Source organism: Streptomyces sp. NPDC079167, from assembly GCF_040686735.1.
In the GTDB taxonomy this organism is placed as follows: Bacteria; Actinomycetota; Actinomycetes; order Streptomycetales; family Streptomycetaceae; genus Streptomyces.
The window spans coordinates 441,109-457,562 of record NZ_JBFBLO010000003.1; the positions used below are offsets into that span (position 1 = coordinate 441,109).

General features: G+C 70.5%; 13 protein-coding genes and 4 tRNA genes. 9 read left to right on the forward strand and 8 right to left on the reverse strand.

The genetic code is table 11. The features are described from left to right. Window positions 1–217: 217 nt before the first annotated feature. Entirely contained in the window at window positions 218–1,309 is a 1,092-nt protein-coding gene (locus AB0P41_RS09670; RefSeq protein WP_365931158.1) for a Glu/Leu/Phe/Val dehydrogenase dimerization domain-containing protein, read from the reverse strand. A gap of 177 nt (window positions 1,310–1,486) precedes the next feature. Between AB0P41_RS09670 and AB0P41_RS09675 the strand changes: the two genes are divergently transcribed. Continuing rightward, window positions 1,487–2,329 (forward strand): hypothetical protein, encoded by an 843-nt coding sequence (locus AB0P41_RS09675; RefSeq protein ID WP_356714850.1) that lies wholly within the window; start codon window positions 1,487–1,489, stop codon window positions 2,327–2,329. Window positions 2,330–2,989: 660 nt separating this feature from the next. Then, window positions 2,990–3,196 carry a developmental transcriptional regulator BldC gene (gene bldC / locus AB0P41_RS09680; protein WP_003949541.1) on the forward strand — a complete coding sequence of 69 codons (207 nt, stop codon included), beginning with the start codon at window positions 2,990–2,992 and terminating at the stop codon, window positions 3,194–3,196. A 547-nt stretch (window positions 3,197–3,743) separates the two neighbouring features. Here the strand turns inward: bldC and AB0P41_RS09685 are convergent. From AB0P41_RS09685 to hrpA, 3 genes are all read right to left on the reverse strand, one after another. Beyond that, window positions 3,744–4,067, reverse strand: coding sequence for a DUF6274 family protein (locus AB0P41_RS09685; protein ID WP_356714848.1), 324 nt, complete (start codon window positions 4,065–4,067; stop codon window positions 3,744–3,746). 143 nt (window positions 4,068–4,210) lie between these two features. Then, window positions 4,211–4,285, reverse strand: a tRNA-Asp gene (locus tag AB0P41_RS09690). A 116-nt stretch (window positions 4,286–4,401) separates the two neighbouring features. Next, a complete protein-coding gene (gene hrpA, locus AB0P41_RS09695; RefSeq protein WP_365931160.1) occupies window positions 4,402–8,334 on the reverse strand; it encodes an ATP-dependent RNA helicase HrpA in 3,933 nt (1,310 codons plus the stop codon). A gap of 233 nt (window positions 8,335–8,567) precedes the next feature. Here hrpA and AB0P41_RS09700 point away from each other — a divergent pair, with 233 nt between their 5' ends. Beyond that, the gene (locus AB0P41_RS09700; protein WP_365931161.1) at window positions 8,568–9,344 is read left to right on the forward strand and encodes a thioredoxin domain-containing protein; all 777 of its coding nucleotides are present in this window, start codon (window positions 8,568–8,570) and stop codon (window positions 9,342–9,344) included. Then, a complete protein-coding gene (locus AB0P41_RS09705; RefSeq protein ID WP_365931163.1) occupies window positions 9,341–10,171 on the forward strand; it encodes a cytochrome c biogenesis CcdA family protein in 831 nt (276 codons plus the stop codon). The genes AB0P41_RS09700 and AB0P41_RS09705 overlap by 4 nt, the downstream gene beginning before the upstream one ends. 39 nt (window positions 10,172–10,210) lie before the next feature. Here the strand turns inward: AB0P41_RS09705 and AB0P41_RS09710 are convergent. From AB0P41_RS09710 to AB0P41_RS09725, 4 genes are all read right to left on the reverse strand, one after another. Then, a tRNA-Phe gene (locus AB0P41_RS09710) sits at window positions 10,211–10,287 on the reverse strand. A 23-nt stretch (window positions 10,288–10,310) separates the two neighbouring features. Beyond that, window positions 10,311–10,385, reverse strand: a tRNA-Asp gene (locus AB0P41_RS09715). A gap of 39 nt (window positions 10,386–10,424) precedes the next feature. Beyond that, window positions 10,425–10,497: transfer RNA gene (locus AB0P41_RS09720), tRNA-Glu, on the reverse strand. Window positions 10,498–10,577: 80 nt separating this feature from the next. Next, complete coding sequence (locus AB0P41_RS09725; protein ID WP_356714840.1) at window positions 10,578–12,113, reverse strand: metallophosphoesterase; 1,536 nt, start codon at window positions 12,111–12,113, stop codon at window positions 10,578–10,580. Window positions 12,114–12,237: 124 nt separating this feature from the next. Here AB0P41_RS09725 and AB0P41_RS09730 point away from each other — a divergent pair, with 124 nt between their 5' ends. The 5 genes from AB0P41_RS09730 to AB0P41_RS09750 all read left to right on the forward strand — a co-directional run. After that, window positions 12,238–12,591, forward strand: coding sequence for a metallopeptidase family protein (locus AB0P41_RS09730; RefSeq protein ID WP_015578045.1), 354 nt, complete (start codon window positions 12,238–12,240; stop codon window positions 12,589–12,591). A 65-nt stretch (window positions 12,592–12,656) separates the two neighbouring features. Continuing rightward, a complete protein-coding gene (locus AB0P41_RS09735; RefSeq protein ID WP_365931204.1) occupies window positions 12,657–13,094 on the forward strand; it encodes a CrcB family protein in 438 nt (145 codons plus the stop codon). Continuing rightward, entirely contained in the window at window positions 13,091–13,474 is a 384-nt protein-coding gene (locus tag AB0P41_RS09740) for a CrcB family protein (RefSeq protein WP_365931164.1), read from the forward strand. The genes AB0P41_RS09735 and AB0P41_RS09740 overlap by 4 nt, the downstream gene beginning before the upstream one ends. Before the next feature lie 119 nt (window positions 13,475–13,593). Continuing rightward, window positions 13,594–14,151 (forward strand): hypothetical protein, encoded by a 558-nt coding sequence (locus AB0P41_RS09745; RefSeq protein WP_365931166.1) that lies wholly within the window; start codon window positions 13,594–13,596, stop codon window positions 14,149–14,151. Between the two features lie 209 nt (window positions 14,152–14,360). Continuing rightward, window positions 14,361–16,454 (forward strand): DEAD/DEAH box helicase (locus AB0P41_RS09750; protein WP_365931168.1); only part of this gene is annotated, 2,094 nt, incomplete at its 3' end.

The window sequence follows — 16,454 nt, forward strand, 5'->3', positions numbered from 1 at the left end:
GTACGCCGCCCGCATCAAGCACCTCGGTGCAGGACCGCAGAGGAGCCCGTCCTCGCTGGTCAACCCCGATTTTAACCTCTTGTGGACGGCCGACCCGCCGACCGGAGTGAGTCTTGTCTCCCCGGGCCCGGCCGACGGTTCCCCCGTCCGTGGGGCGCCTCCGTCACCGGACCTTCCGCACTGTCCGGTGACGGCTGCTCGACTCCGTGGTCACGGGTCAGCGACGCCGGGCGTCCGCCATCCGCTGTTCGGCGATCCGGTCGGCCGCCGCGGCCGGCGGAATCCCGTCCGCCTTCGCACGTGCGAATATGGCCAACGTGGTGTCGAAGATCTTCGTGGCTTTCGCCTTGCACCGGTCGAAGTCGAAACCGTGGAGCTCGTCGGCGACCTGGATCACGCCGCCGGCGTTCACCACGTAGTCCGGTGCGTACAGAACCGATCGGTCGGCAAGGTCCTTCTCGACGCCCGGGTGCGCGAGCTGGTTGTTGGCCGCGCCGCACACCACCTTGGCGGTGAGCACGGGAACGGTGTGGTCGTCGAGCGCGCCGCCGAGCGCGCAGGGGGCGTAGATGTCGAGCCCCTCCGTGCGGATCAGCGCGTCCGTGTCCACGGCCACGGCGACCTCGGGGTGCAGGTCGGTGATCCGGCGTACGGACTCCTCGCGCACATCGGTCACGACGACCTCGGCGCCGTCGCTCAGCAGGTGCTCCACCAGGTGGCGGCCGACCTTGCCGACGCCCGCGACACCCACCTTGCGGCCGCGCAGCGTGGGGTCTCCCCAGAGGTGCTGCGCGGAGGCCCGCATGCCCTGGAAGACGCCGAACGCGGTGAGGACGGAGGAGTCGCCCGCGCCGCCGTTCTCCGGGGAGCGGCCGGTGGTCCAGCGGCACTCCCGTGCGACGACGTCCATGTCGGCGACGTACGTGCCGACATCACAGGCGGTCACGTAGCGCCCGCCGAGCGAGGCCACGAACCGTCCGTAGGCCAGGAGCAGTTCCTCGGACTTGATCCGGTCGGGATCGCCGATGATGACGGCCTTGCCGCCGCCGTGGTCGAGGCCGGCCATGGCGTTCTTGTACGACATGCCGCGCGACAGGTTCAGCGCGTCGGCGACGGCCTCCGCCTCGGAGGCGTACGGGTAGAAGCGGGTCCCGCCGAGGGCCGGGCCCAGGGCGGTGGAGTGGAGGGCGATGACGGCCTTGAGGCCGCTGGCACGGTCCTGGCAGATGACGACCTGCTCATGACCCCCCTGGTCCGAGTGGAACAGGGTCTGCAGCACGTCGACAGGCACGCCGGTCACATCGGTCACTGTGGTGACTCCCAAGTACGAAGCGGCGGAAGACCCTCCTGAAGGTGGGGAGGGCCCCGGACCGACCGCGACGGGACGGTCCGGCTGGGCAAGAGCGTAAGTCCTCGTGACGCGTAGATCTGTTCCCGTGCCCGGGATCACCCCCCGGTGGAGTACCGGCGTGACACGATTTACCGCATGTCGGTGGTGTCTTCGGTGCTCATCCCATACGCGTCCTACCTGCGGGTGTACGAACCGCTCGCCGCCTTCCGCGAACCCGAACGGGGCCACTGGACGCGCTACGCGCAGCGCTCCGAGCTCCCCACGGCCCAGGACGAACTGCGCCGCTCGCTCGCCGACTTGGTTCCCACCCCTCCCGTGGCCGTCCCGGTGCACGAGAGCGCGGACGCCTTCGTCGCGCTGGTCGACGGCGTGGTCTGTGTCTGTCCGTGGCGGACGCGGATGCGCGGCTGGATGGCGATGAGCGAACTGGGAGGTCTGTTTCCGGCCACGGTGCTGGACGCGGTCCTGCCCCCGGTGGTGCGGGGGCAGGCGGCGGCGGACTACGAGCGGTGGGCCGAGCGGAATCCCGACGCCCGCCCCTGGATCCGGACCACGGTGTGGCACGTCCCGGTGCGCTGGTTCGTGCTGTTCGACGACGAGGAGCGGGAGTACCTGACGGCGGGCGCGGCCGGGGACCGGCTGCTGCGGTACAGGACCCCGATGGTGCAGGCGCGCCGCCGGCTGGCGAGGGCGCTGCGGACGCTGCGGGAGACCGTCGACGACGGGCCGCTGACCGAGGGGCTGGTGGAGGTGGGGCGCTGGCTGGAGGAGTTCCATCCGCGCGCCATGGTCGAGCTGGACTACGGGGGTCTGGTCCACGCGCTGAGCGGAGAGCAGCTCGCCGCGGACCGGTCGGCCGCTGATGTGGCCGAGGGCATCGCGGCGCTGCGCTCCGGGGACAGCGACGCGGCGGGCGTCGCGTACGGACGTCTCGCCGACCGCTGGCGGGCGGTGCGTGACCTACAATCCTCCAACTAGCCCGAAGCGGTGTGAATGGGATCGCACCGTCGCATAGAGGGGCTATCCGCAGGGAAGAGACATCCTGTGAGGTGTCCGACATCCGTCGGCGCCGAGGGAGCCCGGCGGAGGTGAACGGAGATGTCCTGAGGGGAACTGACGGGCCGTGAACCGGCCCTGGGTGTGACGCGTGCGACAGGTGGGGCGGGAGACCGCTCGCCGAGTCCGGGACCTACGTCCCGAACCGGGCCTTTGCCTCAAGCGTGATGGATAGCACTTACGGGGCCCTTGCGCCCTTCCCTACTCCTCATGCCAAAATAGGACAAGGAGTCCGGGGAGGACTCTGTCCGCCCAACTATGGGCGGAATGCTCAGCATTGCACGCTATGGGGGGTCTGACGACTTCTGACGACTCCTGGTTGTCCTGTGACTGATCGTTACTGGGGCGTGACTGTCCGCTATGGCATGGTCCATCGGCTTCCGTCGCTGATGAACACCTGGGAGGGCAATTCCATCGGTTTGGCCGACGTGGCTGGACGGATGGTGTAGTTGTAGTGCCGAAGACAAGCCGTTCGTCCTATAACCGACTCGGCCCGCGTCCGCCATTTCGGGCAACGCGGGTCAAGGTGCAGAATTTAGAGGAAAGAACCGAGATGGTTCGGTTCTCCCGAGGAGGCCGCTCATGACCGCTCGCACCCCTGATGCCGAGCCGCTGCTGACCCCGGCTGAGGTTGCCACGATGTTCCGCGTGGACCCGAAGACGGTCACCCGTTGGGCAAAGGCTGGCAAGCTCACGTCCATCCGCACGCTCGGTGGGCATCGCCGGTACCGCGAGGCAGAGGTCCGCGCACTGCTTGCGGGTATCCCGCAGCAGCGCAGCGAGGCCTGACACACCCCTGTCGCCGCAGCCACAACAGGGCGCTGAGGGGTCCCCCAACCCCCGGTGTTCCCACTCATAGCTCCACACGACGGGCGCCCGCCCCAACGGGCGCCATCCCGGCGAGATGCGGGTACGTCGTCCGATCGCGCTGGACTCCGCCGGGTCCAGCGCGATCTTTTTTGTGCCCCGAGCGGTGCGCGCGGGCTGCCCGGGTGGACTCCCGCCGACGCGGGGAGGGTGCTCGAAGGGTGTCCGAACGGTCCTGCAGGGCGCCCGAACCTGCCGACGGGTCGGTTTGCGGGGCGGCTGTGTGCGACTCCGGTCGGGGGTGTTCGGGACTGTTCGCCCGGGTCCCTGGCGTCGTGGGGCAGCTCGGGTGGAACGGTCCGGGATGTACTTCCAGGGCAGTGCAATTGCACATATTAAATTCGCCAGTTGTAGGAAGTGCGTAAAGTACCCCCCGCGCAAAACTGATTCGGTGACTCCCGTCACACCTTCGCGGTCTTGCCAACTACGAGCCTGCCACTGTGGGAGGGCGTCCGGCTGCGGCAGATGGTCATGTCGTGGGAGGACTTTCGTCCACAGGGTGGCGCGGGCGGGTTCCCGTAGCGGCCGTCTCGTCCTCCGTCGCGGCCGCCCCGGCGGAGGCCCCCCGCACGAGGGCACCGGTGGCGTCCTCCGGGGGCGGTGAAGGCTCGGCCGCGTTGTCGGCCTGCCGCGCCGTACGCGGCTCCTGTGGGGCCGTCAGTGGCTCCATGGCGAGCCGCAGCAGGCGGTGGCAGATCGGGCAGTGCCGGGTGAGGTGGCGGTAGCCGGTGGCGGCCGCCAGATGGGCGCGCAGCAGCGCGCGGGTCTCGTGCCTTTCCGTGGGCGCAGACATGCGTGCGGCCTCCCGGTGGACCCGGCCGCCCCCGCGTCGAGGAAAAGAGGGACGGACTCCGTCCTACGGGGTTACCCGCGGCGGGAGCCGGCGTCAAGAAGCACGGAAGCCCGGATCCAGAGGATCCGGGCTTCCGTCTACTGCGGTCCTGACGGGATTTGAACCCGCGGCCTCCACCTTGACAGGGTGGCGAGCACTCCAAACTGCTCCACAGGACCAGGTTTTCGCTGCCGTTCTTTCGTCCGGCTGCGAAGACAGACTGTACAGGAGGTCCGCGGGCCAGGTCGAACTCACCCACAGTGGCGGAGTCGTTACGGCCCCGGGGCGGTCCGGGTCATGGAGCCGCGGCGTCGATCGCCTTCACGATCCGCTTGTCGGAGACCGGCTGTGCGGTGCCCAGGGCATGCGCGAAATAGCTCACCCGCAGCTCCTCGATCATCCAGCGGATGTCCAGGACCTCCTGCGGCACGGGCCGTCCCTGCGGCAGTTGTTCGAGCAGCCAGGCGTACTCGTCCTGCATCTCGTGGACCTTCTCCATGCGCGTGGTGTCGCGCTGGACGTTCGTCGGCATCTGCTGCAGCCGGCGGTCCTCGGCGACCAGGTAGCGCATCAGGTCGGGCAGCCTGCGCAGCCCGGTCATGGTCACGAACCCCGACGGCACGAGGCGGGCGAGGTGGTCCCGTACGTCCGTGACGTTGTTGATCAGGACCAGGCTGTTCGTGGACTTCAGCCGGCGCTCGCAGGCCTGCCAGGCGGCCAGGATCTGCTGCACCTGTCCGATCGTGCGGACGGTGAGGTCCACGAGGTCGGCGCGCACCTTGTCGTACAGCTTCCGGAACGACGCCTCGTCCCAGGCCGGGCCGCCGTGCGCGGCGATGAGGCGGTCGGCCGCCGCCGTCGCGCAGTCGTCGAAGAGCGCCTGGATCGAGCCGTGCGGATTGCGCGACAGAGCCAGCTTCTGCTGGTTGGTGAGCTTGTCCGAGGCGAACTTCGCGGGGTTCACCGGGATGTTCAGCAGGATCAGCTTCCGGGTGCCGCGCCACATCGCCTGCTGCTGCTCGGCCTCCGTGTCGAAGAGCCGTACGGCGACGGTCCCGCCCTGGTCGACGAGCGCCGGATACGCCTTGACCGGCTGGCCCGCGCGACGGGTCTCGAAGACCTTGTCCAGGGTGCCGATCGTCCAGTCCGTGAGCCCCGAACGCTCGATGGACTCCCCGGAGGGCCCCGCGGTGGCCGCGGCGGCCTTGGAGAGGGCCTGACGGGCCTTGGGGCGCAGCTGGACCTTCAGCGCCTCCAGGTCCTTGTCCTCGGCGACCTTGCGCCGCCGCTCGTCGGTGATCCGGAAGGTGATCTTCAGATGGTCCGGGACCCGGGACAGGTCGAAGTCGTCGGCCGTGACCGGGACGCCCACCATCCGCTGGAGCTCACGGGCGAGCGTCAGCGGCAGCGGCTCCTGGAGCGGCACCGCGCGCTCCAGGAACTTCGTCGCGTAGTTCGGGGCGGGGACGTAGTGCCGGCGGATCGGCTTGGGCAGCGAGCGGATCAGCTCGGTGACCACCTCTTCGCGCAGGCCCGGGATCTGCCAGTCGAAGCCCTCGGGGGTGACCTGGTTGAGCACCTGGAGCGGGATGTGGACGGTCACGCCGTCGGCGTCCGCGCCGGGCTCGAACTGGTACGTCACCCGGAACTTGAGCTTCCCCTGCCGCCAGGAGTCCGGGTAGTCGTCCTTGGTGACGGCCCCGGCCTTCTCGTTGATGAGCATCGAGCGTTCGAAGTCGAGCGCGTCCGGCTCGTCACGGCGCTTGTGCTTCCACCAGGAGTCGAAGTGGGCCCCGGAGACGATGTGCTCCGGAATCCGCCGGTCGTAGAAGTCGAAGAGCGTCTCGTCGTCCACGAGGATGTCGCGGCGCCGCGCACGGTGCTCCAACTCCTCGACCTCGCCGAGGAGTTTGCGATTGTCATGGAAGAACTGGTGGTGGGTCCGCCAGTCGCCCTCGACCAGGGCGTTGCGGATGAACAGATCCCGCGACGCCTCCTGGTCGATACGGCCGAAATTGATCTTGCGCTGGGCGACGATCGGTACCCCGTAGAGCGTGACCCGCTCGTACGCCATCACCGCCGCCTGGTCCTTCTCCCAGTGCGGTTCGCTGTACGTGCGCTTCAGCAGGTGCTGGGCGAGTGGCTCGATCCACTCCGGCTCGACCTTGGCGTTGACCCGCGCCCACAGCCGGGACGTCTCGACCAGCTCCGCGGACATCACGAACCGCGGCTGCTTCTTGAACAGCGCGGAGCCCGGGAAGATCGCGAACTTGGCGCTGCGGGCGCCCACGTACTCGTTCTTCTCGGTGTCCTTCAGCCCGATGTGCGACAGCAGACCGGCCAGCAGCGAGGTGTGCACCGCCTGTTCCGGGATGCCCTCGTCGCCCTTGGGCTCCTCGACGGCGATGCCCATCTGCTTGGCCACCGTGCGCAGCTGCGCGTAGATGTCCTGCCACTCGCGGATCCGCAGGAAGTTCAGGTACTCCTGCTTGCACATCCGGCGGAAGCTGGAGGAGCCCCGCTCCTTCTGCTGCTCCCGGATGTAGCGCCACAGATTGAGGTACGCCAGGAAGTCGGACGTCTCGTCCTTGAAGCGGGCGTGGTTCTGATCGGCCTGGGTCTGCTTCTCCGCGGGCCGCTCACGCGGGTCCTGGATGGAGAGCGCCGCGGCGATGACCATGACCTCGCGGGCACAGCCGTTCTTCTCCGCCTCGATGACCATGCGGGCCAGGCGCGGGTCGACGGGCAGCTGGGAGAGCTTCCGGCCGAGCGGGGTGAGCCGCTTCTTCGGATCCTTCTCGGCCGGGTCGAGCGCGCCCAGCTCCTGGAGCAGCTGGATGCCGTCGCGGATGTTGCGGTGGTCCGGCGGGTCGATGAAGGGGAACTTCTCGATGTCGCCCAGGCCGGCCGCGGTCATCTGGAGGATGACGGAGGCCAGGTTGGTCCGCAGGATCTCCGGGTCGGTGAACTCCGGACGCGTGACGAAGTCGTCCTCGGAGTACAGCCGGATGCAGATGCCGTCCGACGTGCGGCCGCAGCGGCCCTTGCGCTGGTTGGCGCTTGCCTGGGAGATCCGCTCGATCGGCAACCGCTGGACCTTGGTGCGGTGGCTGTAGCGGGAGATGCGGGCGTTGCCCGGGTCGATCACGTACTTGATGCCGGGGACGGTCAGCGACGTCTCGGCGACGTTCGTCGCCAGAACGATCCTGCGCCCCGTGTGGCGCTGGAACACCCGGTGCTGCTCGGCGTGCGAGAGGCGGGCGTAGAGGGGGAGCACCTCGGTGTGTCTGAGGTTGCGTTTGTTCAGCGCGTCCGCGGTGTCGCGGATCTCCCGCTCCCCGGAGAGGAAGACCAGGACGTCGCCGGGGGCCTCGTGGTCCAGCTCGTCGACGGCGTCGCAGATCGCGGTGATCTGGTCGCGGTCGGAGTCGTCGGAATCATCCTCCAGGAGAGGGCGGTAGCGCACCTCCACCGGATACGTCCGTCCGCTGACCTCCACGATGGGCGCCTCGCCGAAGTGCTTGGCGAAGCGCTCCGGGTCGATGGTCGCCGAGGTGATGACGACCTTCAGATCGGGGCGCTTGGGCAGCAGCCGGGCCAGATAGCCGAGCAGGAAGTCGATGTTCAGGGACCGCTCGTGGGCCTCGTCGATGATGATCGTGTCGTACGCGAGGAGCTCGCGGTCCGTCTGGATCTCGGCCAGCAGGATGCCGTCCGTCATCAGCTTCACGAAGGTCGCGTCGGGGTTCACCTGGTCGGTGAAGCGCACTTTCCAGCCGACGGCCTCGCCGAGCGGGGTGTCCAGCTCGTCCGCGACGCGCTCGGCGACCGTGCGTGCCGCGATCCGGCGGGGCTGGGTGTGCCCGATCATGCCCCGGACGCCGCGTCCCAGCTCCATGCAGATCTTCGGGATCTGCGTGGTCTTGCCGGAGCCGGTCTCACCCGCGACGATCACGACCTGGTGGTCGCGTATCGCCTCCAGGATCTCGTCCTTCTTCTGGCTGACCGGTAGCTGTTCCGGGTACGACAGGGCGGGCATCCGCGCGGCGCGTCCCGCGAGCCGTTCGGCTGCCTTCCCGGCTTCGGCCGCGATCTCGTCCACCACGGACTGGCGGGCCTCGGGCTTGCGGATGCGGCGGGCACCCTCGAGACGGCGGCCGAGCCGGTGCGCGTCGCGGAGCGAGAGCTGACCGAGCTGGGACTGGAGATCGGCGAAGGAAGTAGACATACGGATCCCAGGATCTCACCCGGGCGCGAGGACTGGCGAACCTATTTCGTCCGGGCCGTGTCACACCTCTCCCGGGAGGGCCCCGCGACGCCCTCCGGTGACCGAGCGGGACAGCGGCGTCACAGCACGTACCATTTCGGGCAACTGATCATCCGTTCCCCTCGCAGGGCGACTCGCGCTCCTCCCGCGGACCCCGCTCGCCCTCCCCGCACCGCACCCGCACGGAGCGCCGTATGCCCACGCCAGCCCGCCCCTCGCCCGCGAAGAAGCCGTCCTCCGCCAAGAAGCCGGTGCTCTTCGGCCTCGTCGTCGTGCTGGCCGCCGGGCTGCTCGGGTTCGTCTCCTACCGGGCGACCGCCCCGGACTCACCCCCCTCCGACACCCCGGCAGCCGCCACGACCGCGGGACCGGACCCCGAGGTCCACGAGGAGCTCGCGGGACTGGCCCGGCGCGACGCCGGCGACAAGCTCGCCCTGGGCCGCCCCGACGCCCCCGTCGTCCTCATCGAGTACGCCGACTTCCAGTGCGGCTACTGCGGGAAGTTCGCCCGGGACACCGAACCGGAGCTGATCAAGAGGTACGTCGAGGACGGGACCCTGCGCATCGAGTGGCGCAACTTCCCGATCTTCGGTGAGGCGTCCGAGGCCGCCGCCCGCGCCTCCTGGGCGGCCGGCCGGCAGGACCGCTTCTGGGCCTTCCACCGGGCGGCCTACGCCGAGGACGCCAAGGAGAAGGGCTTCGGCAAGGACCGCCTCAGGGCCCTCGCCCAGCAGGCCGGCGTGAAGGACCTCGACCGGTTCGCGCGCGACACCGACAGCGCGGCCGCCACCGAGGCGGTCCGCGAGGACCAGGAGCAGGCCTACGGGATCGGCGCCACGTCCACCCCGTCCTTCCTCATCAACGGCCGCCCCCTGGCCGGTGCCCAGCCCATGGCCGTCTTCACCGAGGCCATCGAGGACGCGGCGGCGGAGGAAGCCAACGTCGGCAGCGCCGGGGACCCGGCGAAGTGACTCCGGACATCGGCTACTTCGCCGCCCTGCTCGGAGGCCTCCTGGCACTCGTCAGCCCGTGCAGCGCCCTGCTGCTGCCGGCCTTCTTCGCGTACTCCGTCGACACCGCCTCGCGGCTCCTGGCGCGTACGGGCATCTTCTACGCCGGTCTCGCCACCACCCTCGTCCCGCTGGGCGCCGCCGGCTCGTACGCCGGACGGCTCTTCTACGGGCACCGCGACGCGCTCGTCCTCGGAGCGGGCTGGCTGATCATCGGGCTCGGCCTCGCCCAGATCGTCGGGCTGGGCTTCGCCTCCCGGCGGATCGCGGCCATCAGTGGCCGGATCCGGCCCACCACCGCCCTCTCCGTCTACGCCCTGGGCGCGGTCTACGGGCTGGCCGGCTTCTGCGCGGGCCCCATCCTCGGCAGCGTCCTCACGGTGGCCGCCGTCAGCGGCAGCCCCGTCTACGGCGGGATGCTGCTCGCCGTCTACGCACTGGGCATGGCCGTTCCGCTGTTCGTGCTCGCCCTGCTCTGGGAACGCTTCGACCTCGGCCGCCGTGCCTGGCTGCGCGGCAGGCCGCTGCGGGCCGGCCGCTTCGAGCTGCACAGCACCACGCTGCTCTCCGGCCTCTTCTTCGTCGGGCTCGGTGTGCTCTTCCTCGTGTACGACGGGACGACCGCGCTCCCCGGACTCCTGGACGTGGACGACTCGTTCGCCGTCGAGCAGTGGGCCCAGCGCCTCGGCGAACGGGTGCCGGACGGGGCGGCGCTCACCGCCGTGGCGGCCGTGGTGCTGCTCGGACTGACCGTGCAGGCGGTGCGGCGGCGGCGTGACGCCGAGTGACAACGGCGAAAGCCCCGTCCGGGGGACGGGGCTTTCGGGTGGTGGCTGGGGCCGGGATCGAACCGGCGACCTATCGCTTTTCAGGCGATCGCTCGTACCAACTGAGCTACCCAGCCACGCAGCTCATTACGGGCTGCAGCGGTCCTGACGGGATTTGAACCCGCGGCCTCCACCTTGACAGGGTGGCGAGCACTCCAAACTGCTCCACAGGACCTAGCTAATGTGCGAGACAAGTCTCGCACACTGTAAAGCGTGCCCCCAACGGGATTCGAACCCGTGCTACCGCCTTGAAAGGGCGGCGTCCTGGGCCACTAGACGATGAGGGCTAAGGGCCCACCTGCGCGCTTTCCAGCGCGTCGGGGACGTGAGAAGCATACGGGGTGCGGGGAGGTATCGCCAAAACGGTTTATGAGGAGGGTGCCGGGACGCTCGGGGAGGGGGCCGGGCTCTTCAGGTTCTCCTCCGGGAGATGGCGGCTGACCTCGGCCGTCGTCAGGCCCAGACCGCCCAGGGTGATCTCGTCCCAGGCCTGCAGATGCTTGGTGGGGCGGTCCAGGTAGAGCACCGAGGCGCGCACCTTCTCGGGCTTCTGGTTCTGCACGGCGCGCAGGCCGCCGCCGCCCGTGGAGCCCTCGACCTTCAGCCGCGTACCCAGGGGCAGAAGTTCGTTGACCCGGTGGTGCACATGGCCGGCCAGGACCAGCGGGACCGTGCCGTCCGTCTCCCGCGCCGCGTTCGGGTCGTGCGCCACCGCGATGTCCACCGGGGTGCCCGCCCGCTTCTGGTCGCGGATCGCCGAGGCGAGGCGCATGCCCGCGAGCTGCTCGGAGGCCTTGCCGCCGGTGGGGCGTGAGCGGTCGGGGGTGAACTGGGGGTCGCCGGTGCCGGCGATCCGGACCCCGGCCACGCTCACGGCGTGCCCCTCGTCCAGTACGTACGCGTTCCTGGTCTTCCGCAGATAGTCCTGGGTCTGCCGGGAGTCGTGGTTGCCCCTCACCCACACGTAGGGGGCGCCGAGGTCGCGGACGGGGTCGAGGAAGCCGTTCTCGGCGGTTGTGCCGTGGTCCATAGTGTCGCCCGAGTCGATGATCACGTCGATCTCGTACTGCTCGACGAGCGATCCGATGATGTGCCAGGCGGCGGGGTTGAGGTGGATGTCGGAGACGTGCAGAACCCGGATGGTCGCCGGGTCCGGCTGGTACACGGGGAGCGTGGAGGTGGCGTCGTACAGCTTGGTGACGTTGGTGACGAGCCGGGCCAGTTCCTGCTGGTAGACGTCGAACTCGGTGACGATCGAGCGGGCGTCGCCGACGACCGAGGGGGCGCTGGAGAGCAGTCCGGAGAATTTCGGCTCCAGGACGGACTTCGGGTTCCAGGTGGCGTAGGCGCTGACGCCCGAGGCGGCCAGCAGCGCCAGCGCGAGACCTCCGGCGGCCAGGGCGCGTCGCGGTCGCCGGTAGACGACGAGGCCGAGGGCGGTGGCGCCGGAGACCACGGCCACGCAGGAGCGGACCGCGAGCTCCCGGGTGCCGGAGGCGACGTCGTCGGTGACCTCGTCCTGGAGGCCCGAGAGGCGCTCGGGGTGCTTGACCAGGGCCTGTGAGCGTTCCGGGTCGAGCTGGTCGACGTCCACGTCCAGGCGGACCGGGGCGTGGTGGGAGTCCAGCTCCAGGGCGCCGAGCGGCGACACGTTGATCTTGGTGCCGCCGACCGCCGAGGGACGCAGCGTCATGGTGGTGTCCATGGGCCCCACCGGCGTACGCACGCTGCCGACGACCAGCAGTCCGAGCCAGGCGCCCAGCACGACCACGGCCAGCAGGCCGAAGGCCCGTTTCCAGGGGTGCGCGGCGGGGGCGAGTCCGCCGGCGGGGGCGGTGGCGCGCGAGCGGGAGCGGAAGAGGCGGCGGACACGGACGGCTGCGGCGTGGAACGGGCGTGCCATTGGGCGCGTATGCCCCGATCGGACGGCGGACATGCGGGAGGGCGGGGTGGCGTGGGCCGGGCGGGTGGCCACCGGGGCGGGTGCGGCCCGCCCGTTCCCGCCCGGCGTACGTGACAATGGCGGGGTGCTGGAGATGACGCGCGAGGAGTTCGAAGAGCTGGTGAGCCTGGCTCTTGACCGGGTCCCGCCGGAGCTGATGCGGCTGATGGACAACGTCGCGGTGTTCGTGGAGGAGGAGCCGGAGGACCCGGAGGACCGGGAGCTGCTCGGACTCTACGAGGGCACGCCGCTCACCGAGCGTGGCGAGTGGTACGCGGGGGTGCTGCCGGACCGGATCACCATCTACCGGGGGCCGACGCTGCGGATGTGCGAGACCCGCGAGGACGTGGTCGCCGAGACGGAGATCACCGTGGTCCACGAGATCGCCCACCACTTCGGCATCGACGACGAGCGGCTGCACGAGCTGGGGTACGGGTGAGCACTCAGGACCCACCGCCCGAGCCGCCCGAGCCGCCCGTCGTCGACCCGGACGTCGACCTCTCCGTGCCCGCGCAGCGCGCCGAGACCGCGGGCGCGGGCAAGTGGCGGGTCCTGGCGGTGATCGCGGCGGGCGGCGCTGCCGGGGCCACGGCGCGGTACGCGGCGTCCCTGGCCTGGCCCACCGCCGGTGACGGCTTCCCGTGGGCGGTCTTCGCGGTCAATGTGGCGGGCTGCGCCCTGATCGGTGTGCTGATGGTGCTGACCGCCGAGCGGGGAAGGATCACGCACCCGCTCGTGCGGCCGTTCCTGGGAGTCGGAGTGCTCGGCGGGTTCACCACGTTCTCCACGTACGCGGCCGATGTGTCGAAGCTGCTGGCCCGTCAGGAGGCGGTGACGGCGATGGCGTACGCGGCGGGGACGGCCGTGGCGGCGCTCGGCGCGGTGTGGGGGGCGGTCGTGATCACCCGGGTGCTGGTGGACGGACGGGAGCGGCCGGCGTGAACTGGCTGCTGGTCGCCCTCGGCGGCGCCGTCGGCGCACCGCTGCGCTATCTGACGGACCGTGCGGTGCAGGCGCGGCACGGCGCGGGCACGCCGTACGTCTTTCCCTGGGGGACCTTCACGGTGAACGCGGCGGGCAGCCTGCTGCTCGGCGTACTCACGGGAGCCACGGTGTCCACACCGGTGTACGCGCTGCTGGGTACGGGGCTGTGCGGGGCGCTGACGACGTATTCGACGTTCTCGTACGAGACTCTGCGGCTGGCCGAGACGGGCCGCGGTTTCCTGGCCGGCGCCAATCTTCTGGCGTCCCTGCTGGTGGGGCTCGGGGCCGTGTTCCTGGGGGCGGAGCTCGCGGGCGGCTTCGGGGGTCCTGGCGGGTGACACACGCCGGCCGGCGTGTGTGCGGGTGTTGTGGCGGGGCGTGTCCCCGGCGGGTGCGGGGGAGTTGGACACATCGCTCTTCCCTTCCCGCCGTCTCCCCTCCCCGGAGGTGCCATCCCGTGCGCCAGTTGTCCGCCCGAGTCCGCTGGGCAGCCGTCACCGTGCTGACGATCGCCGCGTCCACAGGCTGTGTGAGCGTCGGCGACGACGCCGGGAAGCCGGCCCCTCCGCGCACCGCCGGCGAGAAGGGTGCGCCGGACCGTCCGGACGGCGGCACCGTGTCCGGCACCGGGCGGTCCGGACCGGGCGGCGGCCGTGCCGAGGCGCAGTCCGACCGGGGCGCCTCCCGTAAGCCGGACGCCGAGGCGTCGGGGCGCGCCCCCTCGGCCGGACCGAAGGGCACCCGCCCGGAGGCGGTCGGCCCCGGCACCCCGGAGCCGACCCGGGGCGGCCCGCTGCCCACCCCGGAGCCCAGCGAGCCGGGTCCGGGCGAGCCGCCGCCCGTGCCGGTCACTCCCGAGGAGCCCCCGCCCTCGCCCGAGCCGGAACCCTCGTCGCAGCCGGAGCAGCCTTCGGCCTCTCCGGCCGCGCAGTCCCGTACGGATGCGATGGGGGCGCCGGGGCGGATCGAGGTGTGGCCCACTCCCCGGGTATCACCGCAGGTCGCGCCGGTGTGAGTGGGCTCTGGAGGGGCCCGGTTTGCACGAATGGGGGGAGGGTGCGTATGGTAATAGATCGTTTGATCCTATGCCCGGCGCCGACACAGAAGAGCGCCGTGTGGCGCGTACTCTCCCTTGCCGTGGCTGGACCGCATTGAGGCGGTCGAAATTGCGAAAACACGGAGTTACGGGCGCGTGCCGAGACTCCGGAAGGTTTCGCATTTCGCATGTCAATTTCCAGTTCTGACAACACCGTCATGTCCGAGAACGTCGTCGAGAGCATCGAGGTCGTGGAGGCCGCCGAGGCCGTAGTGGCTGCTCAGGCACCCGAGGCGACCGACGAGGCCCCCGTGACGGAGGCTCCTGCGACGGAGGCCCCGACCGCGGAGAGCCCGGCTGCGGAGCGCGCCGACGAGGCAGTGTCCGAGCAGTCCGCCTCCGAGAAGTCCGACGAGGCAGCCTCCGAGAAGTCTGACGAGGCCGTGTCCGAGAAGGACGCCGAGCCGAGCATCACCTTCGCCTCGCTCGGACTGCCCGACGGCATCGTCCGCAAGCTCGCGCAGAACGGCGTGACGGCCCCCTTCCCGATCCAGGCCGCGACCATCCCGGACGCCCTGGCCGGCAAGGACATCCTCGGCCGTGGCCGTACCGGCTCCGGCAAGACCCTCTCCTTCGGTCTGCCCACCCTGGCCGCGCTGTCCGGCGGACACACCGAGAAGAAGAAGCCCCGCGCGATCATCCTCACGCCGACCCGTGAGCTCGCGATGCAGGTCGCGGACGCGCTGCAGCCCTACGGCGACGTGCTCGGCCTGAAGATGAAGGTCGTCTGCGGCGGTACGTCGATGGGCAACCAGATCTACGCGCTGGAGCGCGGTGTCGACGTCCTCGTCGCCACCCCGGGCCGTCTGCGCGACATCATCAACCGTGGCGCCTGCTCCCTGGAGAACGTCCAGGTCGCGGTCCTCGACGAGGCCGACCAGATGTCCGACCTGGGCTTCCTGCCCGAGGTCACCGAGCTGCTCGACCAGATCCCCGGCGGCGGCCAGCGCATGCTCTTCTCCGCCACCATGGAGAACGAGATCGGCACGCTGGTCAAGCGCTACCTGAGCAACCCGGTCACCCACGAGGTCGACTCCGCCCAGGGCAACGTCTCGACCATGTCGCACCACGTCCTCGTCGTGAAGCCGAAGGACAAGGCGCCCGTCACGGCCGCGATCGCCGCCCGCAAGGGCCGCACGATCATCTTCGTCCGCACCCAGCTGGGCGCCGACCGCATCGCCGAGCAGCTCATCGAGTCCGGTGTGAAGGCCGACGCGCTGCACGGCGGCATGACGCAGGGCGCTCGTACCCGCGTCCTCGAGGACTTCAAGAAGGGCTACGTCAACGCCCTCGTCGCCACCGACGTCGCCGCCCGCGGCATCCACGTCGACGGCATCGACCTCGTCCTCAACGTGGACCCGGCCGGCGACCACAAGGACTACCTGCACCGCTCGGGCCGTACCGCCCGCGCCGGCAAGTCCGGCGTCGTCGTCTCGCTGGCGCTTCCGCACCAGCGCCGTCAGATCTTCCGCCTGATGGAGGACGCGGGCGTCGACGCCTCGCGCCACATCGTCCAGGGCGCGGGCGTCTTCGAGCCCGAGGTCGCCGAGATCACCGGTGCGCGTTCGCTGACCGAGGTCCAGGCAGACTCCGCGAACAACGCGGCCAAGCAGGCCGAGCGCGAGGCCGCCGACCTCACCAAGCAGCTGGAGCGCGTCCAGCGCCGTGCCGTCGAGCTGCGCGAGGAGGCCGACCGTCTGGTCGCCCGTGCCGCCCGTGAGCGGGGCGACGACCCGGAGGCTGCGGTGGCCGAGGTGGCCGCCGAGGCCGAGGCGGCGCTCATCGCAGCGGTGTCCGTGCCGGAGCAGCCCGCCGCGCGCGACGACCGTCGCGACGACCGGGGCAGCTTCAACCGCCGTGACGACCGTGGCGGCGACCGCGGCGGTTACCGCGGTGGCAACGACCGCGGCACCGGCGAGCGCAGTGGCCGTCCCTCCGGCGGGACCGGCTACCGCGGCAGCAACGACCGTCCGTCGTTCCGCGGCAGCAACGACCGCCGTGAGGACCGTCCCTCGGGCGGCTTCCGCTCCGGTGGCGGTGACCGTCGGGACGACCGTGGTGGCCGTTCGTTCGAGCGTCGTGACAACGACCGCCCGGCGTTCCGCAGCAACGACCGTCGTGACGACCGTCCCTCGGGCGGCTTCCGCTCCGGTGGCGGTGACCGTCGGGACGACCGTGGTGGCCGTTCGTTCGAGCGTCGTGACAACGACCGCCCGGCGTTC